Source organism: Thermodesulfobacteriota bacterium (assembly GCA_035559815.1).
In the GTDB taxonomy this organism is placed as follows: Bacteria; Desulfobacterota_D; UBA1144; order Nemesobacterales; family CSP1-2; genus DATMAT01.
Window position 1 is genome coordinate 130,803 of sequence record DATMAT010000023.1, and the last position, 23,923, is coordinate 154,725.

The 23,923-nt window shown below is 44.3% G+C and carries 20 protein-coding genes; 15 read left to right on the forward strand and 5 right to left on the reverse strand.

Going from position 1 to position 23,923, the window contains the following annotated elements; translation table 11 throughout:
• Positions 1–7: 7 nt before the first annotated feature.
• The 15 genes from VNN20_06210 (at position 8) to VNN20_06280 (ending at position 17,281) form a co-directional block, all read left to right on the forward strand.
• Positions 8–2,140: an acetate--CoA ligase family protein gene (locus tag VNN20_06210; protein ID HWP91772.1), complete on the forward strand. Its 2,133-nt coding sequence runs from the start codon at positions 8–10 to the stop codon at positions 2,138–2,140.
• A 5-nt stretch (positions 2,141–2,145) separates the two neighbouring features.
• Positions 2,146–2,904: a glucose 1-dehydrogenase gene (locus VNN20_06215; protein HWP91773.1), complete on the forward strand. Its 759-nt coding sequence runs from the start codon at positions 2,146–2,148 to the stop codon at positions 2,902–2,904.
• 23 nt (positions 2,905–2,927) lie between these two features.
• The gene (locus VNN20_06220) at positions 2,928–3,665 is read left to right on the forward strand and encodes an MEDS domain-containing protein (GenBank protein ID HWP91774.1); all 738 of its coding nucleotides are present in this window, start codon (positions 2,928–2,930) and stop codon (positions 3,663–3,665) included.
• 199 nt (positions 3,666–3,864) lie between these two features.
• Positions 3,865–4,992 (forward strand): cobalamin-independent methionine synthase II family protein, encoded by a 1,128-nt coding sequence (locus VNN20_06225; GenBank protein ID HWP91775.1) that lies wholly within the window; start codon positions 3,865–3,867, stop codon positions 4,990–4,992.
• 185 nt (positions 4,993–5,177) lie between these two features.
• Positions 5,178–6,668, forward strand: a complete 1,491-nt coding sequence (locus tag VNN20_06230) for an FAD-dependent oxidoreductase (GenBank protein ID HWP91776.1) — start codon at positions 5,178–5,180, stop codon at positions 6,666–6,668.
• A 327-nt stretch (positions 6,669–6,995) separates the two neighbouring features.
• The gene (locus VNN20_06235) at positions 6,996–7,754 is read left to right on the forward strand and encodes an SDR family oxidoreductase (protein HWP91777.1); all 759 of its coding nucleotides are present in this window, start codon (positions 6,996–6,998) and stop codon (positions 7,752–7,754) included.
• 100 nt (positions 7,755–7,854) lie between these two features.
• Complete coding sequence (locus tag VNN20_06240) at positions 7,855–8,787, forward strand: class I SAM-dependent methyltransferase family protein (GenBank protein HWP91778.1); 933 nt, start codon at positions 7,855–7,857, stop codon at positions 8,785–8,787.
• 14 nt (positions 8,788–8,801) lie between these two features.
• Positions 8,802–10,187: a pyridoxal phosphate-dependent aminotransferase gene (locus tag VNN20_06245; GenBank protein ID HWP91779.1), complete on the forward strand. Its 1,386-nt coding sequence runs from the start codon at positions 8,802–8,804 to the stop codon at positions 10,185–10,187.
• Positions 10,188–10,190: 3 nt separating this feature from the next.
• On the forward strand, positions 10,191–11,129 hold the full coding sequence (locus tag VNN20_06250) for an LLM class flavin-dependent oxidoreductase (protein HWP91780.1): 939 nt from the start codon (positions 10,191–10,193) through the stop codon (positions 11,127–11,129).
• Between the two features lie 58 nt (positions 11,130–11,187).
• Complete coding sequence (locus VNN20_06255) at positions 11,188–12,168, forward strand: cysteine synthase family protein (protein ID HWP91781.1); 981 nt, start codon at positions 11,188–11,190, stop codon at positions 12,166–12,168.
• Between the two features lie 66 nt (positions 12,169–12,234).
• Positions 12,235–13,290, forward strand: a complete 1,056-nt coding sequence (locus VNN20_06260) for a hypothetical protein (protein ID HWP91782.1) — start codon at positions 12,235–12,237, stop codon at positions 13,288–13,290.
• 56 nt (positions 13,291–13,346) lie between these two features.
• Positions 13,347–14,681: a CoA-disulfide reductase gene (locus VNN20_06265; GenBank protein HWP91783.1), complete on the forward strand. Its 1,335-nt coding sequence runs from the start codon at positions 13,347–13,349 to the stop codon at positions 14,679–14,681.
• Positions 14,633–15,292 carry a ferritin-like domain-containing protein gene (locus VNN20_06270; GenBank protein HWP91784.1) on the forward strand — a complete coding sequence of 220 codons (660 nt, stop codon included), beginning with the start codon at positions 14,633–14,635 and terminating at the stop codon, positions 15,290–15,292. The genes VNN20_06265 and VNN20_06270 overlap by 49 nt, the downstream gene beginning before the upstream one ends.
• 30 nt (positions 15,293–15,322) lie before the next feature.
• Positions 15,323–16,570, forward strand: a complete 1,248-nt coding sequence (locus tag VNN20_06275; protein ID HWP91785.1) for an alanine racemase — start codon at positions 15,323–15,325, stop codon at positions 16,568–16,570.
• A 255-nt stretch (positions 16,571–16,825) separates the two neighbouring features.
• Positions 16,826–17,281, forward strand: coding sequence for a hypothetical protein (locus VNN20_06280; GenBank protein ID HWP91786.1), 456 nt, complete (start codon positions 16,826–16,828; stop codon positions 17,279–17,281).
• A 13-nt stretch (positions 17,282–17,294) separates the two neighbouring features.
• Here the strand turns inward: VNN20_06280 and VNN20_06285 are convergent, their stop codons facing one another.
• From VNN20_06285 to trbC, 5 genes are read right to left on the reverse strand one after another with little or no spacing between them, the layout of a single operon-like run.
• Positions 17,295–20,330: a conjugal transfer protein TraG N-terminal domain-containing protein gene (locus tag VNN20_06285; GenBank protein ID HWP91787.1), complete on the reverse strand. Its 3,036-nt coding sequence runs from the start codon at positions 20,328–20,330 to the stop codon at positions 17,295–17,297.
• 13 nt (positions 20,331–20,343) lie between these two features.
• Positions 20,344–21,714 (reverse strand): conjugal transfer protein TraH, encoded by a 1,371-nt coding sequence (locus VNN20_06290; GenBank protein HWP91788.1) that lies wholly within the window; start codon positions 21,712–21,714, stop codon positions 20,344–20,346.
• Positions 21,711–22,643 (reverse strand): conjugal transfer protein TraF, encoded by a 933-nt coding sequence (locus VNN20_06295; GenBank protein HWP91789.1) that lies wholly within the window; start codon positions 22,641–22,643, stop codon positions 21,711–21,713. Before VNN20_06295 ends, VNN20_06290 begins: the two co-directional genes overlap by 4 nt.
• A gap of 14 nt (positions 22,644–22,657) precedes the next feature.
• Positions 22,658–23,251: a hypothetical protein gene (locus tag VNN20_06300; protein ID HWP91790.1), complete on the reverse strand. Its 594-nt coding sequence runs from the start codon at positions 23,249–23,251 to the stop codon at positions 22,658–22,660.
• Positions 23,238–23,891 carry a type-F conjugative transfer system pilin assembly protein TrbC gene (gene trbC / locus VNN20_06305; GenBank protein ID HWP91791.1) on the reverse strand — a complete coding sequence of 218 codons (654 nt, stop codon included), beginning with the start codon at positions 23,889–23,891 and terminating at the stop codon, positions 23,238–23,240. Before trbC ends, VNN20_06300 begins: the two co-directional genes overlap by 14 nt.
• Positions 23,892–23,923 lie beyond the last annotated feature (32 nt).

Sequence of the window (23,923 nt, forward strand, 5' to 3'; positions counted from 1 at the left end):
AATTAAGATGAACCTCGATTTTTTCTTTACTCCCAAATCTGTTGCTATCATAGGAGCTTCCAACCGTAAGGGAAGCATGGGATATGTATTCATGGAAAACATAACACAAGCAGGATATGAAGGAGAGATCTTCCCTATTAACCCTAACGAAGATGTGGTCTTTGGTCTTAAGGCTTATAGAGATATAAAGGATGTTCCTATTGATGTAGACCTGGCGGTTGTCCTTGTTCCTGCAGAGAAAGTGCCTGAAGTAATGAGTCAATGCGGTGAAAAGGAAGTAAAAGGTGCTGTAGTGATAAGCAGTGGATTTGCTGAAGCTGGAGAGGAGGGAGCACGATTACAGGAAAAATTGGTAGATACCTCGAAGAGATACGGAATAAGGGTTTTAGGTCCTAACTGCTTCGGTCTTTACAACTGTAATATCGGTTTGAATGTATCCCTTGCCTTAGGGTCTCCTGAGAGGGGTGGAAGGATCTCGCTGGTAACACAGAGTGGTGCTTATGGAATGGCTATATACACCTTTGCTCTAGACCACTCCATGAAGTTTGCAAAAATTATCGCTCCTGGGAATAAGTGCGACCTTCAGGATTATGAAATTCTTAGTTATTTAGGTCAAGACCCTGAATCAAAGGTTATATGTTTCCTAGCAGAGACGATTTCTAAGGGTAGAGAATTTTTTGAAATGGCAAGGGAGGTTACCCCTAGAAAGCCTGTGATTCTGGTTAAAACCGGTCGTACAGAAGGCTCAAAAAGGGCAGCTCTTTCTCATACCGCATCACTTGCAGGAAATTTAGAAGCTTATAGGGCAGCTTTTCGGCAGGCTGGGATAATCGAAGTAAGAAGCGGTTTGGAGATGATAGACCTTGCCAAGGCTTTGGATTTCCAGCCACTTCCCCATGGCAAGAGAGTTGGAATAGTAACGAACTCTGGCGGTACTGGAGTTGAGTTAACCGACCTGTTGGAAGAATCCGGTCTTGTGGTGCCCGAACTACCCAATGAATATCAGGATACATTAAGAAATGTGCTTCCGGCTTATGCCAGTCCTAGGAACCCCATAGATGTGACTCCCTTATGGAGCAGGTTCACCGAGCTCTATAGTAAGAGTATAGCGTCCCTTTTTGAATGTCCTGACATAGATATCATCATTCCTATACTCCTTCAAAGATCTGCGATGATGAAGGAGGTAGCCGAGGCGGTAAGGGATACCGTAGTTCATTACCAGAAGGTAAAGAAAGTTCAAAAACCTGTGTACGTCTGCTGGGTGAGCACCAGGGAGCATTTGAAAAATACGGAAATACTCCAGTCAGCGGGAATACCCTGTTATGAGTGGCCGGAGAGGAGTGCAAGGATTGTGGGGTATATCGCTGGTTATGCAGACTATGTAAATAAGATTAAAAGTTTAGATGTAAGCACAACTCCACCACCACAAGCACGGAAAGAAAAAGTCAAAGAGATTCTCATGGAGGTCAGCAAAGAAAACAGAAACTACGTATTTGAGCCAGAAGTAAAGAAGATACTCTCACTTTATGGGATCAGAGTAACCAAAGAACGGATGTGTTCCTCATTTGATGAAGCAGTTAGGACAGCAAACGAAATCGGATACCCGGTGGTTTTAAAAGTGGTGTCCCCGGATGTAGTTCACAAATCTGATTCCGGTGGTGTTGAGATAGGAATAAAAAATGCTTCTCAACTTGAAGAGTCTTATATGAGAATTCAAAAGAACGTTCAATTAAAAACGCCTTCAGCCACGATCAAGGGGATTCTCGTTCAGGAAATGGTTAAAGGCAAAGAAGTAATAATAGGATCGGTAAGAGATTCTAATTTTGGCCCCTTAATGGTATTCGGTATGGGAGGTATTTTTGTTGAGGCTTTGAGAGATGTGTCTTATAGACTGGCTCCCTTAACCGAACTCGAATCTCAAGAGATGATAGAGGAGATAAAAGGTTATCCATTATTAAGAGGTTATCGTGGTGAGAGGGGGGTCGACCTTGAAGAACTAAAGCGGACAGTGATGATGATTTCCTCCTTATTAGTTGATTTTCCAGAGATAAAAGAGATGGATTTAAACCCGGTTTTTGTGAATGAGAATGAAGTTATTGTGGCTGATGGAAGAATGTTTTTAGATAATCACAGAGATTAGTAACTATGAAGTTACAGGGAAAAGTAGCGATTGTTACAGGGGCAGGTTCAGGAATCGGAAGAGCTATTGCTGTTGCCTTCGGTAGAGAAGGCGCAAACGTTGCAATAGTAGATGTGAATCTGGAAGCGGCCAGAGAAACTGAGAGACAGGTTAATGAAACCGGAAGCAAAAGCATAACAAAAAAGACAGATGTAACTAAATGGAGTGATGTAGATAACATGGCGACTGAAACCCTAATGAAATTCGGTCGGGTCGATGTATTGATAAACAACGTCGGAGTTCCAGGCTCTCAAGAGGCTATGATTCTTCACACCACACCCGAAGAGGAGTGGGATAGGGTAATAACTACCAATTTAAAGAGTGTCTATCTTTGCTCAAAACGAGTAATCCCAGAGATGATAAGACAAGGAGGAGGAAAAATCATTAACCTCTCCTCCACAGCGGGTATTGTAGCCTTCCCAGGGAGGGCAGCATATACGGCGTCTAAAGGGGGAGTGTCGCTTCTTACCAAAGCAATGGCACTTGATTACGCAAAACACAAAATTAACGTTAACGCCATATGTCCGGGGATGGTCGAGACCTCCATGACCAAATGGCGGCTGGATAATCCTGGACTTAGAAAGGAGGTGGAAGACTGGATTCCATGGGGAAAGATAGGGATGCCAGAGGATATAAGCGGAGCGGCGGTTTTTCTTGCTTCGAGCGATTCTGACTACGTAACCGGGCATCTGCTTATTGTGGATGGCGGTTTACTTACTAGATAAAAACTCAGAACCAAGGAGGTTTAATGATGGTAGACGAACCGAAGTTTCTAACCACTGAGGAGGCGGCAAAGCTTCTTAAGGTAAGTGAAGCTTCAATTAGAAGATGGTCTAATCAGGGTAAGCTCAAGTGTTATAGGATTGGAGGGAGAGGTGAAAGGCGATTTCTGTTAAGCGACCTATTAGAGTGCATTGAGACATTCAAAGAAGAGGAAAGCAAGGCAAATCATTTTTCCCTCTTTTTCCGGAGTGAGAAAGAGCAGTTGGATGCGGTGGTTCCATTCTTAGCCGACTACCTCCAACGCGGTCATCGGGTGCTTTATGTTCGGGACGCAACCGAAGAAGAAAAGCTCTACTCCTTGCTAGAAGAAAGAAGAATTAATGTGAAGGAACTTACGGCACGCGGGAGCTTATGCATATTTGACTCCTCAGAGGTTTACTTAAAAGACGGCTACTTCGATATGGAAAGGATGTTCTCTTTCTGGGAAACGGCTTTAGAAGAATCCTCAAAGATGGGCTACAGCAAGGTTTTTTGCTCAGGGGAGATGACCTGGTACTTAAAAGGTTTGCCCGGTGTTGAAACGATGATGGAATATGAAGCGAAGTTAAATCGTATTACCGACAACCATCCAGAGGTCACCATATTATGCCAGTATGACGTAAATCGCCTGAGTGGTGCTGTCGTAATAGATTCTGTTATCTCCCATCCGATGGTGCTTCTGGAGAACCGCTGTTACCGGGGTTATTACAACTATCCCACTTAGGGGAAGGAGGTGATTGATCGGCTTGGTCATGCTGAGAGCTAGAGGACCAAGAGGCAAAAAAGAACAATAGCTTTGTTACAACTATCCCGCTTAGGGAAAGGAGGTGATTGATCAGCTTGGTATGCTGAAAGCTACGAGAACCAAGAAAAAAAGAATGTAGGCATTAAGGAAACGAAAACACAAAGGGAGGTAAAAACCCATGAAAGTAAGAGGTCAAGAGATAATGCTTCCCACCACAATGGTGGGTAATTACCCGAACCCCAGGTGGTTTGATCACCTGGCTAGTTTTTCACATTTCTCTAACGTTCCTTACGGTGACCTTATAATGGACACCCCAGAGGCTGAAGCATTTGAGGACGCTATGCTTGCTCTTGCTCATGACCAGGAAGCTGCAGGGCTTGATATTATCTGTGATGGGAGACTCCAGGCTGTGGGTGCTTACGGAAGAATTCTTTATTACTATCCTGAGAGGATGACGGGTTATGAGCCATACGGTCCGCTAATTGGACTTCCCATCTACAGCCGTCTTTACGCTCCTACATGTGTGGGTCCCATAAGGAGAAAAGTCCCTATGATGGTGCCTGTAGCAAAGGCTCTCAAGAAAGCGACGAACAAGCCTATTAAGATTCAGTACACGGGTGTTCAGGTTCTGGCGCAAGCAACTAATGACAAGCACTATAACGATAAAAGAAAACTGGCCATGGATATTGCCGCTGCCTATAACGAAGATATCTTAGAACTCGATGAACTCGGCGTTGATTTTATCCAGATAGATGAGTTCACCTGGCCTTACATAATAGAGGATTGGGCTATTGATGCTTTCAATAGAGCAGTACAGGGAGTAAAGAAGGCAAAGATCGTGTGTCATGTTTGTTTCGGCAACTGGGGAGGAACACCCGGTTATTACCCAGATGAAACTGCTAAAACTGGAGATGCTTATCCGATTCACCTCCGCAAGGGAGACAGTCCCAAAGGAGCCTGGGCTGTAATTCCTAGAGCTTACGACGCAAAAATAGACGTGCTCAATATAGAGTTTGGGCGCGAGAGGAATATTGACGACCTCAACGCATTCGACAAACATCCGCTTCCAAAGAATATGGATTTTTCTGCCGGTGTCCTTGATGTAAAGAGCACAATTACTGAGACTGCAGAGGAAGTTGCCGGACGCATCAGGAAAGTACTGAGTCATGTCCCCGCCGATCGATTGGGTCTGACTACCGACTGTGGATTGATTCTCCTTCAGCGGTATATCACTACCGAGAAGCTAAAGGCTCTGGTTGCCGGGGCTAATCTTGTAAGAGCTGAGCTTGCGAAGAAGGTAGCCTGAAAAAGTTGTATTTGGTGAGGACAGGCTTCATTTAAAATGAAGTCTGTCCTTGGCAGATTGTGTAATTTATCGGCTTATCAGATTTAATTTTGAGTCGAAGGAGAAATGAGTAAAGAAGGCTAGTTGTGAGATACATTACTGCAAAAAGGGGCTAGAAACATATTAGCTTTTGAGGAGGTATTAGCATGAAGTTATACGATGGTTCAAAGCCAATTGATAACTATGACTCTTCGGTGAAGGAATACGATGCAATTTTCATCGGCGGCGGCGCCGGAGGAAGATTCGGCTCTAGCTATCTTAGAGCTATGGGAGGTGAACAATTAACGATTGATAAGGATAACCATTTAGGTGGGAAATGTACTAAAAATGCATGTGTTATCCATCACTACCTTTTTGACATAGCGGTGGAGCTTGATTTTGCAAGGCTCTTTGATAATAAAAAGTGGTATCCAAAGATACCAGTAAGTAACGGAAAAGTAGAGATGGTGCCTATGATTAAGGATTTTCTCGAAGGAAGAAATCATGCATATGACATAATGTATTACCAGAGCAAACATCAACTAGGTCTCAAGTTTATTCTTAATCGAAAAGCAGAAGTTATCGATAAAAACACTGTAGAAGTTGAAGGGAAAATTTTTAAGACCAAGAACCTTGTTGTAGGTACAGGCTCAAGGGCAGCAATTCCAAACGTTCCAGGAAACAACCTTAATGGGGTTTATACATACGAAAGCTTCCTTGACTTGGACTATGAACCAAATAATGTAGTGGTGGTTGGTGCATCCAAGACAGGTATTCCCTGGGCATCTTTCTTTAATGCTGTAGGTTGCAATACTACCTTAGTTGAAATGACTCCTATTCTTTCTGCTTTTAATCTGGATGAAGACGTAAAGCAGTATGTCATCGAGGGAATGAAGTTTAGGGGTATGAGGATAATGGACAACACAATGCTTATGAGTATTAACGGAAACGGCCATGTGGAGTCTGTAACTGTCAGGGGAAAAGATGGAAAGGAGGAGACGATAAAGGCAGACATGGTATTTCTTGGAACCGGATGTATTCCAAACTCCGAGATAACCAAACCTCTAGATATTCAGATCGGGAATAGAAATGAGATTGTTGTCGATAAGACAATGAGAACAACCGCTTCGGGGGTTTACGCAATAGGGGATGTTACGGGAGGCCCAATGGAGATGTGGAAAGCAAGGAAAGCTGGTATGGTGGCGGCAAAGAACATATTAGGAACTCACGCTGAGCTTGATACGGAATTCTTTCCAGATTTTCTTCATACCACTTACGAAATAACGTGGATAGGTATGACAGAAAAGGAAGCGAAGGAGAAGCTTGAGAAAGTTTTTGTAATAAGGATGCCGGTGAAGGATTTTCCTGGCCTTTGCCCGATTCCTCTAGCGGAAAGGTCTATGTTGTTGAGTCATATACGAACGGGGCTTAACGGATTTCAGAAGGTCATCTACGATGCAAAGACGAGGAAATTGATAGGAGCTCAACATGTGGGGTACGGAGCCAAAGATTCATTCCAGTATCTGGAGTACTTAATTCGTAATGGCGCGACAATAGATGATATGGCTAATCTGAATGAGCTATTTTTAAATCCTACCCATTTCATACAGCTATCTAGATTAAGGGCGGGTATGAAATCCTTGGAGGATCTGTCATAGGGGGTGGGAATATGCCGATTTATTCACTGAGTTGTCAAAGCTGCGGCCATCGTTTTGAGACCCTGTACTTTAAGGGATTAAGGCTTCCAGATAAGTGGGTTTGTACACGCTGTGAAAGTGAAGATGTGGTACTGGAGGGGGAAACACCCCATCCTTGGGAGCAAGAACACGGAGGGGGTTCATGTCCGTGTTGTTTTTGAGAATTGAATGTTTTTGCCACGGTGTTCACAGAGAACACAGAGAGATTTTAGTAAAGGGTTTGATTAATCAATCCACTCCGTAAACTCTATATACTTCGTGGCTAAAAACAATAAAAGGAGATTAATAATGAGACTAAAGTATAAAGTTGCTATTATCACTGGAAGCGGCTCAGGTATAGGTAAAGCTGCGGCTCTTATGTTCGCGAGAGAGGGAGCGAAAGTTATTGTAGCTGATATTGATGAAGCTGCAGCAAAAAAGACAGTAGAAGAGATCAAAATTCAAGGCGGTGAGAGTACTTTCTTTCAGGTTGATGTCACCAAAGAACTACAGGTAAAGCAGATGATCGATGTGACAGAAGAGAGATTTGGTCGTCTTGATGTTCTTTTTAACAATGCTGGAATGCAAAATATCGGAAGCATCTTAGAGGTTAAAGAAGAGGATTGGAATAAGGTTTTTGATGTTAACGTCAAGAGTGTATTCTTCTGCTCCAGGCATGCAGTGCCCCTTATGATCCGAAACGGAGGGGGTTCTATTATAAACGTTTCTTCAGTAGCAGGTGTGGTAGGAGTACCCAAGCTTGCTGCTTATTGTGCCGCAAAGGGCGCCGTGGCGCTTTTGACTAAGAATATGGCTTTAGATCTTGCTTCCCATAAGATTCGGGTAAATTGTTTAGTTCCCGGCACCACATTAACTCCTCTCATACAAGATTTGCTAAAGACAGATGATACTGAAGAAAAACGTCGCGCCCGGCTTGCAAAGTATCCTATAGGAAGGTACGGCAACCCGGAGGACATTGCAGCCGCGGCACTTTTTCTCGCTTCGGATGAGGCCTCTTTTATCACGGGGTCATCTCTTGTAGTTGATGGAGGAATGACAGCGATGTGAGGGCCGTCACGGGTAGGAAACGCATATATGTGTTATGCGCCTACCAGATGAGGAAATAAAAAAAACCAAGATGTAGTTTATTGTCTTCTGGTGAATTTAAATGCGATCTGAGGAGTACTTCGACAGAAAATTGTATATAAAAGAAAGAGAAACAAATATTGCGCGCTATCAAGATAAAGTGAGAAATAATGAAAGAATCCCCTCGTTTGAGGAGTTAGTAGAACCGCTCCCTCTACACTCTCCTAAGAGGTGGTATTACGGGGCGGTATCGCTCCTTCTGCAAACAATCAGTACGTTTTCGGAAGGAATAAAAATCGGCTACACGCACGGTTTTGATTCAGGAATGATTATGAACTACATCTATGAAAATGAGCCTCATGGAAAACTCTACATCGGACGGCTAATAGATAAAGCGTTTTTAAATCAGATTACTTGTAAAGCCTTTAGGGCTGTAAAACAAATCACGCAGAATGTTCTTATTGATTACCTTGAGGAGAGAAAAAACAAGCCGACTTTTATCGTAGACTTAGCTTCAGGCAAAGCTGACTATATCTATGATGTTTTAAGAGACGGGCAATACAAGGATGTTAAAGTCCTTTTACGGGATATAGACAGGGTGGCGCTCGAGGAGAGTAAAGGTATTGCTGAAAAGAGAGGGCTCCTAAAGCAAATCCGCTTCGAGCAGGGTGATGCGCTTGATGTCGAGTGTCTCAAATCGATTCCCCTAAACCCCAACCTTGTAATTGAGATCGGTCTTTATGGAATTATACATGACGACGACCTAATACGCAGGCATCTTTGTGATCTGAGAGAGTTTCTTAATCCGGAAGCACTTCTATTTAATGTCCAGACTTACAACCCTCAGATAGAACTCATTGCAAGGGCACTCAAGAATCGAGATGGAGAGAGGTGCGTTTGGCATCTGCGCTCCGCAGAGCAGATAGTAAAATGGGCAGAGCAGGCTGGATTTAAAGAGCCGAAAGTCACCATGGATCCCTACGGAGTTTATGCAGTGGTTATGATGAGAAATTAATGTAGGGGCAACTAATGAAAAAGGAGAGATTTGTTCTAGGATGGGAAGATGAAACTCAAGCTTTGTCAGCTTTGAAGTGTATTTTATCAAATAGAATTAAGTCCGTAATGGAGAGCCCTCATGGTATGTGGAACTATATGAGCTATCGTGATGCCATACAGATACTAGATATGAATCCTCAGGAGGTATATAGAGAGGGTAGAGTTGACCTGGACCCTAAAGAATGGGCTGATCTGGGCTGGATGACTTGCTATGCCGGTCCGCCTGAGAGCGCAGTGATGGTTATGCAAAAATGCACAACTGCAGAAAATATGAATCCATACTCCCCGGATCTTATAAATCCCCTTCGGGATGTGTCCGCCCGAACAAAGTTCAAGCGAGAAAGAGATAGGACCTTCGAAGTTATTGGGACTGAAGGAGCGCAGGCCGGGATTTCCTATACTCTTCAAACATTTGTTAATCCCGGAGACGAAGTTATCATAACAGACCCCGGCTATTTTCACTTTGAGTCAGCGATCCTTATGGCAGGTGGAGTCCCCATAAGGATTCCTCTTACGGAACAAAAAGGTTATCGCTTGAACCCTGATGAGGTTGAAGAGAGAATTACGCCCCGCACAAAGGTTGTTTTGTTATGCAACCCGTTGAATCCATTCGGTACGGTGCAGACAAAGGACGAGTTGATTGCTCTGGCGGAGATAGCTCAAAATCGGAATATCGTAATAATAGATGACATCACTCATAACACTCACCGGATTGACCCAAATGCTACTCACTATCCAATGGCTTCTTTGTGGAAAGAGACGAATGTAGATAATGTAGTTTCAACCTTCAGCGTTTCCCATGGCTACGGTATGGCCGGCGTTCGTCTAGGGTTTCTGGCTGGACATCCAGACCTAATGAGAGCATGCCTTATGGCAAAGGTTGCTTTAACCCGACTCAACACGAATTTAGTTGCCCAATACGGAGCTTTGGCCGCTTTGCAGGATGAGGAATATGTAAGAAAATCTGAGGCCATTATTCGCCGAAATTACACTCATGTTAAAGAAACGGTTAGCCAAACACCCGGCGTATCAATACCCGTGGAACCTAAATATGGATTTTCTATGGTCATTGACGTCTCGAAAACCGGCGTGAGCGCTCAGGAGTTGACTGTAGCTTTATTTAAGCACCGGGTGGCTGTATATCCGGGAGATGGATTAGGCAATATAGGCGCAACCGAGTATATTCGGCTTAATCTTTCAAGGCCGGATATGTGGGCTCTTGAGCATTTCAGAGAGTCCCTACCCAAAGCTATTTCTGAAGCGCAGACCGGTGTTTATCGAAAGGGGGTAATACGATTCTTTGAGCAAAAGGGGACCGAGCGGGCAAGAAGGATTTTAAAGAAGCTAAAGGGTGGATGAGAAATGAAACGAATTGCAACTGTTTCACCTGTTCGGGGATGTAGTGTTGAGGATCTCCGCGCTCTTGCTAGTGAAAACGAGGAAGCAGGATTCGAGGCGATATTTTCTCCTGAGCTTCCGCCATATAGTGCTATCGCCAATGCCCAGGTCTTTGCCGAAGTAACATCCAAAATAAAGATCGGCACTTGGATTACCAATATTTACATGCGCCGTCCCGTGATGTGCGCCGCTGAGGCGCTCACAGTTCAAGAGATTTCTGGTGGAAGGATGGTGCTTGGAGTCGGTGTAAGCCATAAACCCGTAAATGAGCGTTTTGGAATTGATATGGGAGACCCAATTGAGGAGATGCGTAAATATGTATTGGCGGTAAGGTCATTTGAAGATGGCAGTTCACCGCTTTTGACTATTAAGAGAGAGATTGCTCCCTTTCCAATTTACATTTCTGGGCTTACAGAGAGAGCGGCGGAACTAGCAGGAGAAGTGGCGGATGGCTTTATGCCTAATCTTGCAACTCCCGATCATATTAGGAAACTAACCAATGCTGTTAGAAGAGGTGCGGAAAAGGCAGGTCGTTCACCTCAAGATATAGAAATTACAAACGGAATTTATTCCTTCATTTCAGACGACTTAGAAAGCGCTTATAGGGCTGCTGCAAGTGCCTTTGTAGGCTATGCAAGGCTTCCATTCTATCAGCGTCTTTTTAGAAACGTAGGTTTCGAGGACATTGTTGACAAGATAAGGTCAGGTGTGGAGCCTTCTGAGGCGTTTACTCAAGAATTCCTTGATACAATGGCACTGATTGGTCCTGAAGAGAGATGCCGTAAGAAGTTAGAAAAACACAGAGAGGCAGGAGTCGAGCTTCCCGTTATTGTGCCATACCCTGTCGGTAAACAGAGCCATATTGAAGTGATGAAAAGAACAACTCGAACATTTTCAGAATAACAGGAACCACGGACTGTATATTAACACTTGGGCTAAACTGATTAAGGTGGAATGAATCATGAAAATTAAAAAGGGGATCTTGGAACTTATAGGGAACACGCCCCTCGTTAAACTTGAAAAAATAACAGAAGGTCTAAACGCAGAGATATACCTTAAACTGGAGTCTTTTAACCCTACCGGAAGTATCAAAGATAGGGTCGCCCTTTATTTTATAGAAGATGCAGAGAAGCGAGGTGACCTTAAGCCAGGGGATGTTATTGTAGAAGCTACTTCAGGAAACACGGGCACGTCACTTGCTATGGTGGCTGCAGTTAAAGGTTACAGATGTATGCTTGTACTACCTGAAACGGTAAGCACAGAAAAAATTAAAGCACTTAGAGCTTTCGGAGCGGAAGTGATTCTTACTCCAGCAGGGCTTCTATTCGACGATGAGAGGAGTTACTACAGTGTAGCAGAGAAAATTGCTAAACAAAGAAGTGGAGCTTACCTCAATCAGTATTTTAATCCTATCAATCCTGAATCTCATTTTAGAACTACTGGTCCGGAGATTTGGAGAGACACGAATGGAGAGGTGGATGTAGTTATCTGTGGTATAGGAACAGGGGGCACAATTTCAGGAATTGGGCGATACCTTAAGGGGAAAAAAGCCAATGTAAAGGTTATCGGTGTTGAGCCCGTAGGCTCGGTTTATCGTACCTATTTAAGGAGCGGAAAAGTTGAGAAGGCTACTAAATTCAAAATAGAGGGAATAGGGAAAAATTTTATTCCCGGGGTTATTGATTTTCATTATATCGACGATGTGATTCAGGTAGATGATGAAGAGTCATTTAAAATGGTAGAGACCTTGATGAAGGATGAGGGAATACTTGCTGGCGGTTCAGGCGGCGCAGCAATAGCTGGGGCTCTTAAGTACGCTCAATATGCCGATAAGAAAGAGTATATTGTGACGATTCTTCCGGATACAGGGTTGAAGTATCTTTCTAAGTCTTCTGAGGCTCATTTTCTACAGGCTACTTTTCTTAAGAGCGCAGACGGATAGGGCCCTACTTTATTATCAAAGGGATATGTGACAAATGAACAGAAATAGACCTACGAGGATCCTAATATGAAAGTAAGGGGAGAAGAAATTCTACTTCCGACAACAATGGTAGGATCTTATCCAAGGCCACATTGGCTCACAGGGAAAGTCTTCGGAGAATTCGATGAACCTGACTTCATAGATTATTTGACCAAGGAATACTACGAAGATGCGGTTATGCTCTGTGTAAAAGAGCAAGAGGATGCAGGGCTTGATATCGTGACTGACGGACAGCTCTATCTGGAATCTGAAACTACACATGAATACGGTCAGGTGTTTCATTTTATGGCTCACCATCTAAGTGGATTTAAGAAATTTGGTGAGCCTATTTCCATTGAACTTTATAAAAAGTTCCACGCGCCCGTCGTTCATGACAAGATCCATTGGGGCAGACCTATTTTAGCGCCAGTTCTAGAAGCGACGAAGGCAGCCACCAAAAAACCTATCAAGATTGCCTGTCAAGGTCCCCTTTTTCTCGCTTTTTGTTGCACAGACCGATACTATGGTGATATAAAGCCATTGGCTATGGATATAGCCCGTGCGTATAATGAAGAATTTAAGGACCTCGCCCGAAGAGGCCTTGATTTAATCCAGATTCATGAGCCACTTACATTTTATGTAGAAGCCTTAGGAGCACAGTACTGGTTTATTGATGTGCTTAATACAGCATTCGATGGAGTGAAGGCCTACAAGGTATGGCATATATGCTATGGGAACCAGGGAGGCAACCCAGGGGTATCAAAGACTCAAGGAAATATAATGTTCCCGTTTGCATATGATGCTAACGTAGATCAGATTCATATTGAACTTAAGAGTAGAGATTCAGATGATCTTAAGTACTTGAAGAGCTTCCCTAAAGATAAGGACCTTGGGATTGGCGCTATTAATGTGAAGACCTTTGTTGTTGAAACCCCACAGGAAGTTGCGAATGTTGTTCGAGAATCCATGAAAATTGTCCCGCCTGAAAGAATCTGTGTTAGCACAGATTGTGGTTTATTGAACCTTAAGCGTGAACATGCCAGGCGCAAGCTCAAAGCCCTTGTTGAAGGAACAAAGATTGTCCGCACCGAGGTCAGCAAGTAAAGTCTTTATCTAAATCTAGATTAATGAAATAAAAGATGCCCCCAAATAAGCGGTTAGTGGTTATAGGTGGAGTTGCTGCAGGACTCAGTGCTGCAAGTCGTGTAAAGCGCCAACGTCCCGAGTTCGAGGTTATTGTCTTTGAAAAATCCCCTTATGTTTCCTATGGGGCATGCGGACTCCCATACTATATAGGAGGACTGGTTAATGACCCTATGGAACTTATTGCTGTCCCTCTGGAAACATTTAGAAATAAAAGAGGACTTGACGTAAGAGTCATGCATGAGGCTCGGAGCATAGATACTGAAAGAGGGTTGGTTACTGTGAAGAATATAAGTGATCGAGAAGGGTTTGAGATTTCTTATGACTATCTCGTAATCTCAACGGGGGCTTATCCGATAAAGCCTAATCTTCCTGGAACTATGCTTGAGGGGGTTTTCTTTATGAGAACCCTTGAAGACGGAATAGAGCTCAGTCGCTTTATTAAGAAAAGGTCTCCAAAGAAGGTTGCTGTTATAGGTGGGGGATACATAGGGATGGAGATGGTTGAGGCTTTTCGAGAGAAGGGGTTTCAAGTTACGGTCGTTGAGAAGCTTCCGCGTGTGTTGAGTAACTTTGATATTGAGATTTCAGAAAGAGTTCATAAGAAACTTGAAGAAAAGGGGGTAAAGCTCATTCTGGGTTCTGGGGTAAAGGCTTTAAAGGGAAAGGGTTGGGTGCAAGAAGTTATAACCGAAAGAGAAACGGTTGAGGTTGATATGGTGCTCTTAGGAGTAGGTGTAAGACCACAGTCTTCGCTGGCAAAGGAGGCCGGAATTGAGCTTGGAGAAACGGGTGCTATAAAGGTCAATCAAAAGATGGAGACTAATATTCCGGGGATTTATGCTTGCGGTGACTGTGCGGAAGTTTATCATAGAATCTTAAGAAGAAATGTCTGGATTCCATTGGGAGACACCGCAAACAAGCAGGGAAGAGTTGCGGGAGCAAATATAGCAGGCGAAAATCTTGCCTTTCCCGGTATAATTGGCACAGCCGCTACAAAGTTATTTGAACTTGAGCTTGCACGTACTGGTCTTGGAGAGGAGGAAGCAAAAGAAGAAGGATTTGATATTATAACGAGCTTAATAGAGGCCCACACACGTGCACATTACTATCCGGGGCGAAAGCCGATAATGATAAAGCTCATAGCTGAAAGGGGTACAAAAAAACTTATCGGAGCACAAGCGATAGGAGGAGAAGGAGTGGCAAAGAGAATAGATGTTTTTGCCACAGCTATTTGGGCTGGACTAACCTTGGACGAAATAGCATGGCTTGACTTAACTTATGTACCGCCCGTTGCTCCTGTATGGGACCCTATACTTGTTGCCGCTCAATTGGGAATGAAAGGAAATTAGCACTTAATAGAAGAAAATATAAAACAAGGGAAAGAAAACTAAACATGAGCATACGTAATCCTGAAAAATTGAAAGAGGTTCTTTCAGACCCTAAGCGCCTTGCAAGGGCTTTTAGTAGACACACTTATGGAATGCTTGCCTGGGTGGATTTATTTGGAAGTAAGCTAAAATCCATTAAAGATATTGAAACAAAAACCGTTGCCGCTCGAATAATCGCCGATAACGCAAGGCATGCAAAACTCTTTTCCGACAGAGCCAGGGAGCTAGGGGAAAAGCCTGAAACATACAGACCCCCCGATATCGGCCAGAGGATTTATGACATTCTTGAAGAATACCAAGACCCTTTTGATGATTTTGCCTATGCTTGGGGTTCTCTTATACATTTTTCATCCTTGCTAAAGGTTTACCATAGCGTCGCTGATCCAAAGAGTCGAGCAGTAATAGAAGAAGTTCAAGGAGACGTTAATGAGCACCTGTATTTTTTGGAGAAATATTTTAAAACAAACGCGGATACACCTGAAAAGAAGAGACGCGCTGAAGAAATAAAAGCGATTGCCGACAAAATCTACGCTGATAGAGAAGATGAGGAGATAAAATGGTACACCTCATAAAAAAGTGAATACCTTTTTATTTGAATGCGGATGGACAAGATAGACGGTGTTCCTATTGATAGACTTGTTAAGGATTATGGTTCACCTCTTTTTGTCGTTTCTGCTAAGGCCCTTAGAACCAATACTAAAATATTCCAAAAGGAATTTTCTAAAAAGTATCCAAAAGTAGTAGTCGCCTATTCATACAAAACCAACTATCTCTCTGGGGTGCTTAATATAATCCACAAGGAGGGTGCTTGGGCAGAGGTCGTTTCGGGTTTTGAGTATGGTTTAGCAAGAAATCTTGGTGTATCTGGAGAGTCAGTAATTTTTAATGGTCCATGTAAAAGGAAAGAAGAACTCAGGAAGGCATCTATCGAGGGTGCTTTGATAAATGTAGACCATCTCAATGAACTTAAAATGTTAGAAGAAATCGCTTCCGAGTTCGGAAGAACACTCGATATAGGTATCAGAGTTAACGTGGATGTGGGTATTCATCAGTTGCCGGATAGATTCGGCTTCAATTTTGAATCTGGGGAGGCATTTCGTGTGGTCGAGAGATGCATGGAAAAGAAGCTACTCAAAATAGCGGGAATCCATGTTCATTTGACCAGCTATATAATTGAGTCCGGTGTCGCGGAGAATGACATTCCGGTGAAACAGATGAGGCTAATCTGGCCGAAGAGTTCCGATATGTACGGGATAGCAACAAGGAAGGTCGTCAATTTTGCGGAAGAAATCAGAAAAAGGTTGGGTGTGATAATTAGGTATTTGGATTTGGGGGGTGGCTTTCCTGGTGTCGATGTACTCGATTCTTACGTGTATGCCATAGTCGAGTCGCTCTTAGAGGGATTTGGAGATCAAGATTTGCCGGTTCTCATACTGGAGCCGGGAAGGGCGATTGTCAGGGATGCTATACAACTCATTGCAACTGTAGTTGGTGTTAAGCACTTTCCAGATGGAGAAAGGGGTGTGATAGTCGATGCCGGGATTAACCTACTTCCCACCTCTTTCTGGAGATGGCAGGAGATAGAGACGGTAGACGAATTACCTGGCCTGTTGAAAGAAACCACGGTTTATGGTCCGCTTTGCCTTCAGACAGACATAATAAGTAAAACAAGGCTCCCTGAACTCAAAGCAGGAGATAAACTCCTTATAAAAAATGTTGGGGCTTATAATATTTCTCAATCTAGTTCATTTATATTCCCTCGTCCCTCTGTCATTCTTATAGAGGATGGTGAAATAAGGGTTCTAAGAAGATCTGAGACAGTAAGCGACATATTCTTATTCGAAAAATAATAGATGTAATATCTTCGAACGCTCGCTAAGAGGAGAAGAGGTTTTTAAAACGAATTGGAGTTTTCCTTTCCTGCATAACCTAATGCTTGTCTGAAGTTCTCCTACTTATCTGTCTGACATATAACAAGATATCTTCTCTCTGTGAATGGCATGGTTTTTTTTGGAAAGAGCCACAGGAAAACAAGCTTTGCAGCTCGCCGCAAACTTGACAATTCTTTCCTTAATGTTCTATCTTTACTATTAGAGGTGAGCTTTATGAGTTTTACTGTTGTGCTTCTTCTTATCTGTTTTCCTGTCCTGGCTATTTGCGCCTTCGCCATGTATATAGGTATGAGCGGGTTAGAAAAGAAGAAAGAAAAAAGGGTGAAGGATAGGAAAGCCCTTGAAAATCAGTTGATCTGGAACGGAATGTGGAAGCTCGTAGGAGCAGACCTGGTTACCTTGGATAAGGCTATATGTTTTCTTCTTGAAGATCAGAGGGCAAGAGCCGGTATGAGCCATGAGGAGAGGATGAAGAAAGCCGGTCTACTGAGCAAGTATAAATCTACTTTAGAAGAACCAGAGAAAAAGATATATACGACCAATAATAGGTTTGGAAATTGGAATGGGTGGGGTTATGGTTGGAATGAACAGTATTCTGGACCAAAAGTTATTAATCCTCCTGGAAAACCCCAGAATTTTTCACTCTCCGATTTTGAATGGTTCGCCTAAGAGTACTTAGCCTTTATTTTCCTCTATTTCTATATTCTTCAGGCACAACGACCTTGTTATTAAGTGACTCTGGCTGTTCCTCGGGTGGATTTCCTATTATAACCGTCTTCGTTTTACCGCCAGGTTCCTGAACAGACTTCTCATAGACTTGCGGTACATAGGGATCAGACACGACCTCACTTGTTCTTTGCCCGTGTTCTGGGTCATACCCGGTCAGAGCGTTGCCTGTTGCTCTGGGCAGGCTGGGAGAAAAATCGAAGATCTCTCCTTGAGTCCTGTTTCTTTCACTTTGAAATTCAGTTTGTACGTGTCCCCTATCATGCTGGATATTTTCGTATCCATGCTCTACATGTGACCTGATTTGGTCAACTTCTTGCTGAACACCCAGGGTTTGCGGAATAGTTACCCCACCACTCCCTAAAGGGCGTCTTTCTCCTTCGCCAAAGTTTACTACCGAGTTTATGTTGCTAGGCTCCTGGAGCTGAAAGCTCTCTAATTGATTTCTATCCACATTTGGGAGAATAAGACCTACGCCTGCAGCGACGGTCGGTGTGCCTCCAAATCGTTCTTCATTAAATACTCTTTGTTGGTACTCAGAAACCGCATTTCTAAATCTTTGGGCGTTAGTCGATTCGGGGTTATGTACATAGTCGTAAAAAGCTCTATTGAGATCCTCAGAATTAGCAAACCTACTGGCGATTTCAGGAGTAAGATTGAAGCTGGAACTGACCCCACCTGATACAGTTGTTGCCTGGACTCTCTCAAGGCTTTGAGCTTGTTGCAACTGACCGGAAGCTTCATTATAAAAGGCTCGGGCATCAGTTATGCCTGAAGTTTTTTCGCTTCCGCCAAACGTACCACTTTGGGTTGATGTGCCAAGCTCGGTAGATGTTCCAAACCTATCGGTAATACTGAGAAGGTTAGAATAATCGCTCTTATTAGCCGAGTCTATTGCATTCTGCAGAGATTGGGAAAGTCGGGAACTATCCTGGAACCCTTCCTGATATTGGGTTTGTCCTCTTAGTGCACCTCTAATATTCCCAAGTATTCCAAGTCCAGCTCCGCCGCCCTCACCCAAACCAAATGTTCCACTCAATCCCCCGCTGAGTCCCAATTCTTTTGCCCCTAGGGCAGTAAGGGCATAGTTTAGCGCTGTATCCCTGTCCACTCCTGTTGCGTGACGGATATTGTCTGCTATAGATTGCAGTCTGTTTAGCGAGTCTGCCTGTTGTCCGGTAAGTGAAACTAATTCCCCAGTCCTCAGATTCCTAAATTGGTTGTGACTGTTACCAACCCTCGAAAGCTGGCTTATCTGAGATGAAAGAGACAAGACGCTTCTGTTAACGTTAGACAAAGCCGAGCTTCTCAGGTCGCTTATCCTCTCTCCAATCTGGGAATTTATGTCTGTGCTCCCTACGATACCAAACGGGAAATTTCCGGTATTAAGTTCGTGTGCAGGTAGATCACCATACCCCGAAAATTTATCTACCGCGCCTTTAGCAACCAACGCGGTCCGGTCATCTTTATTCGCGTTGATATTATTGAAGCTTGCGACACCGATACTCGAAGAACCAAGCGTAACGTTCCCGAGCGCCGTGCTTGTCCCTGCACCCTGAGCTATCCCCGTAGTGGGTCCAAGAAGCTGTTGCAAGGCCCCCACTATCGCATGTGCACTCTGGCTGACAATAAAGTAGGAGATAAAGGGAACTACTAGAGTGGCCAGTCCGGCAACAGCAACAGCCGTCTGAGTTTCATGAGCAAGGGCAGGATTTGTGAGGATTGAAAGCTGACCTCCTACTACCCCGGGAAGGAGGCGCTGCATAGAAAGATTGGCGAAGAGATTTACTATTGCGTAAATGGGGTTCCAGAACTCCAGCCAGAGTAGAATAGTCAAATAAGCAGGAAAAATTCTGTTTATCAAGGGTGTCATCATGAGAAAGAGCACTATGGGGAATATCCCGTACATTATTCCCTGCAATAGCCCTCTGATTACGGGAAGGGTCTTTTTGGCCATTTCCCCCATAACCACAAAGGCGCTCTTTTGCTGTGCCTGCGCTTCCGACACTGCGATAGCAAGAAGCGTAGCATCTGCCCCTGTGGCAGCCGCCTGCGCTTTAAATGCATCCCCGAATACATTGATCAGGGCATTTTGAATGACTATATCCTTTGCGCTGAAAGAAAGTTGAGAAAGGTCGGAATACGCAACCTCAACAATGCCCTCAAGAGTTCCTGTAGTAGTGCCGAATATAGAGTTCTCAAGGGTGGTAAGCCACTGAGGATAGTAAGTGCTAATGCAATTTTGGATCCGTGGATATGCGTCCCGGCAAAGCATAAGGTCCGGAAGTCCCTCTACTTCCCCGCAGGAGGCAGAGACATAGATTTGGGCATAACGAGTAGAATCGGTTGCCAAGTCATTCAGGAGATTTGAGGATTCCAGAAGTGCCTTCTCTGATACACTTCCATCGAGAATGTCATAAAACGTGCAGTTTCTTATAAAGTCTACAAAACTCCTTCTTAGGTTGGGCTCAGGAATAATGAAGCTGGTAGAGCGTCTCATGAGGTCTCCACCCTGAAGATAGCCGTTACTTGCATATTGTAGAGGCCCTGGAATGGTGAATGCGGATTCCATGATTCTGGTAAGGGCATCCCCGATCCTGGAGGTTACCGAAGCAAAAATACCTACCCCTGCAGGCACACTTCCGATCACCTTATTGGCAGAAGGATCAAGCCGGTCATTGATCGCCACATCTACCTTGACACCGAAGAGGGATAGATACACAATCACCGCTGCGAAGAACCAGGCGGCGTTGAATTGCCGCTGGAACATGATACTTAGTACTGCAACAAGAAGTCCGATGACAAGACCAAGCCTGAGGAGTCCGTTTAAGTCTCCTCCGCCCGCCAAAATTGCAACGGAGTTTAAGACTTCTCCTATAAACTGCCCATTTCCGTAGGTGTTAATCTCAAATGCAGGTGCTGCGTAGGAAATAGAGGGAAGAAGAAAAAGAGAAATTCCTCCGAAAACCATGACTAGTTTATTTAATTTCATATCTTTTCCACCCTTACCTTATTTGAACCGTGTTATTGTCTTTTCCAAAGTTGTACTGGGCCAATATTCCGGAGGACTCGAGGTTCTGTGTGAGCCTCCTTTCCAGAAAGTCCAGGGTCTTGAGCAGGGAGTCGAAGTTTTGAAGCTTTGTCTCAGACTTGCCTAACTCATTATAGGCCATATCATAGACCTGTTTAGAATCCCGGTAGAAGCTATCAAGAGCCTCTTTGCTTCCGGCGACTCCGTTAAGCCCGGCACTCTGAAGTCCCTGGGTGGTATGTCTAAAGGCCATGTCGAACCAGTAAGTTGCGGCCAGAATGGCGATTGAATCCGAGTACTGCTCGATGAAGCTCTTTCCAGCCGGCACCGGATACCCGCTTGTAACGTTCAGAAACTTCCAGACAGGGGAAGGGAGCGCCTCGATGAACTGTTTGATCTCGTCACTGGGCTCGCTCTTTGTAATGATGGCCATAAAAGCCTCTTCGAGCTTTGATTTCACCATTTGTTTAAATCCATCAATTGTTTCAGAGACCTCTGTCGGGTTTAGGCATTCTGATCCATCGCACTGATAGCGCATCACCGGACCTCCGTTTACAAGGTCTGAGACAGTGAGTAAAGGTGCTTTAGACGTTGCTGAATCATTTGTTACAATCACCGTTCCTGTCGTGCTCATTATGTACTGTCTTAAATCGTCAGGAACATCTAGCTGTTGTAATGCCCTCCATACGAGGTTGCCCTCGGGATTAGCGCGCACTGCATCATCTCCTGAGGCAGAGGCCTGGGCGCTTGTCAGGTCATCGGCACATGCTCGCCATGCAGAAATAAAATCTTCAAAACCACCCGAAGCATTTCCGATTTGAGCGCATCTACCCCACTGTCCGGTGCGGATCGCGCTTGCGAGACCGAATACCCCTTTAGCCACGCTTTCTCCCGCTTGACAGGTGTTTATCGCCAGTTGATTTGCTGAGCGGCTAACATCCTCTAGCCACTGTAAGACATCGTAGCAGGAAGGACAGAGGGTTTTTATTGCCAGCATGAATCCATAGCTGAGCGCGGAGGTGCCAATGGTCTTTAACTTTTGAATCAGCTCATCAACGTTTATGTAGGAGAACGCTCCAAGGAATACATCTATTCCCTGACAGCCAGCGCGAATACTGGGAAGGCTTACGGTAAAAGGCTGAAGGGTATCATATGGGGTTCTGATGGATAATGAGCCGCCGGTAACGTATCCACGGGACTGGGTTTCGTATATGCCTGGTTCAGTAACGGCACTCCCTTCAAATCCAAGACGGTTAAACATATCCTGGACCTGGGAGTTGAGATCGGCCAGGGCAGGTGTGGAAATAGTCAATGCTATAGTAAAAACCAAAGTTATAAATCTCATCTCGACACCTCCTCTGTCTGTAAGAAGAGGCTTGTTGGATTCTTAACAGACCTGGTTTTGAAGAAGGTCTCTAAAGAGCTATCACTGGTCTCTTCCTGTAAAGCGGGCGAGGCTCCTATCCCGTTATTCCCCGATAGAAATGCTTGTGTCGGGGGATAGTCTTGCCGGTTTATTCCTAAAATTTGCTGTCCTACTAGATAGAGCCTTTTTTCCAGCTCATCATAGGAAACAAGTCCTGTGCTCACTCTTATTACCTTGTCAGGGGGAACAAGGAGAAACAGGGCGGGAACTTCGGTTACCCCTAAGTTTCTAGCCTGGCCTCTATCAACCTGATAATCTCCCCAATCGGGTAGTCCTGCTCCGTCCAGGGATACTGCCATTATCCCAATCGGGTAATTCTGTTGAAGGACTTTGAGTAATCTCGATTCCTCCTGACAGTAGGGGCATGCGGTCGTAAAAAAGAATATAAGCTCGCCTGACTGAGAGAGTTTTGTGATCACCTCACGCATGGAGTTCTTGTCCTCTGCAGTTGCAAGTTGGATCCCAAGACTGGAGGTGGGATGACGAACAGTCTCGTCTAGCTGAGGATTTTCCCATAGTGTACTTCTCCAAACTTCTGCAAACTGTTGGCTGCGGTCGAGCATCAGTTTCTGATAAGCCATATATTCGCGAACGTTCTCAGGGGTGGGATCAAGAACTGCGCGGTTGAAAAGCTCTTCCCCTCTCTTCCTTATATCTTCTACCGTTAGCGGTGAAGCCTGGGTTTGCTCATGCGGCAGTTCGGCTTTCTTTTCCTGGAGTTCTTTGATGATCTCGTACCAAAACCATCCACGATGGTGCTCATCGAAGTATCTGTATTCTTCAGCTCTTACTCTAAGCGTGGAAAGAGGTAATAAAAGAAGGACTAAAGTGACTGAAGTTTTATACATTCCCGTATCACCTTCTAATTAACATTGGCAAGGGTCTGCAAATAAGGTTGGGCAAACTCAAAATCGCTATTTGGCTGATATGTAGTATCAAAACAGTCAGCGCTTAACTCGCACCTTATCTCTCCGCTGCAACTAACCGTTGTCTTCTTCGTCGTGCATTCACTGTCAACACACTGATCCTGAATCTGACAGTCTTTATATGTATCCGCTATGGCCTGCTGTATGGATTCATAATTCATGATAGTGGGATCAGAGTCCGTTATTACAAACACAGGATGAGTGTTTGCGCTCTCTTGGATAAACTGCGCTTCAGGAGGAGAGGGGGTTTCTACATCTCCATTATCGCTGTATTGAGGAACATTTCCCAGATTGGATGACTTGGGAATGAGACTATTATGATTCTGGCTCTCTAGTTGACCTGAAAAGCTCTCTCCCTGAGAAAGTCCGGTATCAACGTCTGAGGCCAAAGCAGCCGGTAGTTGATAATAGATAGCGCCTAGACTAAGCCTGTCCTGAGCAGAGGCGAAGGAGACTAAGAACAAAAAATTAATTATTAGGTATCTAAAGACCAACGACCAATGACCAACGACTAATCTAGTTTTTCTCATGATAGAAATCCTCCTTGAGAAGTTTCAGGTACTTCTCAACGCCCTTATCTTCCTTTGCAATAATCCCTAGGCCATAATCAAGGGATACATTGCCCCTAACCTTGATGTAGTCCTGGGAACAGCCCTCCTGATCCTGCTCTCCCGTTACATACACGATCTCTGGGACTGCATCGACATGAAAGCACCTGAAAAGCACAGGATGAATCCATACCTCGACCTGATAACTTTCTTCCTCAAATCCTGTGGTGCCTGTCCTGCGTTCAAACGAAGGGAGCCCAGTCGAACTACGCTTAAGAAGCTCGGAAGCTTTGAGCATTGTCGCCCTAAGTCCTATATCCTCGTTCATTCCCCTTAGCACCATCACTGCCCCGGTTTTCTCGGCTTCAGAAACTACAGCCTTCAAGCTTCCCTCAGGCATGGAGAATGAAAAGAAGTAGAAGAGCTTTGCGTTTGCGGTTTTGTTTTGTGGGCCATCTTCATCTACTTGTAAAAATTCTTCTGCTTTTTGCTGGTCTGGTTTTAGGAAACTTTTTAGGGCTTCTGTTGCCTTTTCTTCCTGAGGTTTTTGAAAGTTCCTTAGAATCTCCTTTACCTGATTAAGCTCTTCCTGTGTTGGCTCTCTTTTTATATCTTGAGCCATAGTAGTCATTAGTCCTTGGTCATTGGTCGTTA

What these genes read in the sequence shown, in the direction of transcription:
- VNN20_06280 (HWP91786.1), top strand. Translation starts at nt 16,826, where the DNA reads ATGAGTTTTACTGTTGTGCTTCTTCTTATCTGTTTTCCTGTCCTGGCT.
- VNN20_06290 (HWP91788.1), bottom strand. Translation starts at nt 21,714, where the DNA reads ATGAGATTTATAACTTTGGTTTTTACTATAGCATTGACTATTTCCACA.
- VNN20_06295 (HWP91789.1), bottom strand. Translation starts at nt 22,643, where the DNA reads ATGTATAAAACTTCAGTCACTTTAGTCCTTCTTTTATTACCTCTTTCC.
- VNN20_06275 (HWP91785.1), top strand. Translation starts at nt 15,323, where the DNA reads ATGGACAAGATAGACGGTGTTCCTATTGATAGACTTGTTAAGGATTAT.
- VNN20_06220 (HWP91774.1), top strand. Translation starts at nt 2,928, where the DNA reads ATGATGGTAGACGAACCGAAGTTTCTAACCACTGAGGAGGCGGCAAAG.
- VNN20_06300 (HWP91790.1), bottom strand. Translation starts at nt 23,251, where the DNA reads ATGAGAAAAACTAGATTAGTCGTTGGTCATTGGTCGTTGGTCTTTAGA.
- VNN20_06250 (HWP91780.1), top strand. Translation starts at nt 10,191, where the DNA reads ATGAAACGAATTGCAACTGTTTCACCTGTTCGGGGATGTAGTGTTGAG.
- VNN20_06285 (HWP91787.1), bottom strand. Translation starts at nt 20,330, where the DNA reads ATGAAATTAAATAAACTAGTCATGGTTTTCGGAGGAATTTCTCTTTTT.
- VNN20_06240 (HWP91778.1), top strand. Translation starts at nt 7,855, where the DNA reads ATGCGATCTGAGGAGTACTTCGACAGAAAATTGTATATAAAAGAAAGA.
- VNN20_06260 (HWP91782.1), top strand. Translation starts at nt 12,235, where the DNA reads ATGAAAGTAAGGGGAGAAGAAATTCTACTTCCGACAACAATGGTAGGA.
- VNN20_06210 (HWP91772.1), top strand. Translation starts at nt 8, where the DNA reads ATGAACCTCGATTTTTTCTTTACTCCCAAATCTGTTGCTATCATAGGA.
- VNN20_06255 (HWP91781.1), top strand. Translation starts at nt 11,188, where the DNA reads ATGAAAATTAAAAAGGGGATCTTGGAACTTATAGGGAACACGCCCCTC.
- VNN20_06270 (HWP91784.1), top strand. Translation starts at nt 14,633, where the DNA reads ATGGGACCCTATACTTGTTGCCGCTCAATTGGGAATGAAAGGAAATTA.
- VNN20_06235 (HWP91777.1), top strand. Translation starts at nt 6,996, where the DNA reads ATGAGACTAAAGTATAAAGTTGCTATTATCACTGGAAGCGGCTCAGGT.
- VNN20_06245 (HWP91779.1), top strand. Translation starts at nt 8,802, where the DNA reads ATGAAAAAGGAGAGATTTGTTCTAGGATGGGAAGATGAAACTCAAGCT.
- VNN20_06230 (HWP91776.1), top strand. Translation starts at nt 5,178, where the DNA reads ATGAAGTTATACGATGGTTCAAAGCCAATTGATAACTATGACTCTTCG.
- trbC (HWP91791.1), bottom strand. Translation starts at nt 23,891, where the DNA reads ATGGCTCAAGATATAAAAAGAGAGCCAACACAGGAAGAGCTTAATCAG.
- VNN20_06215 (HWP91773.1), top strand. Translation starts at nt 2,146, where the DNA reads ATGAAGTTACAGGGAAAAGTAGCGATTGTTACAGGGGCAGGTTCAGGA.
- VNN20_06225 (HWP91775.1), top strand. Translation starts at nt 3,865, where the DNA reads ATGAAAGTAAGAGGTCAAGAGATAATGCTTCCCACCACAATGGTGGGT.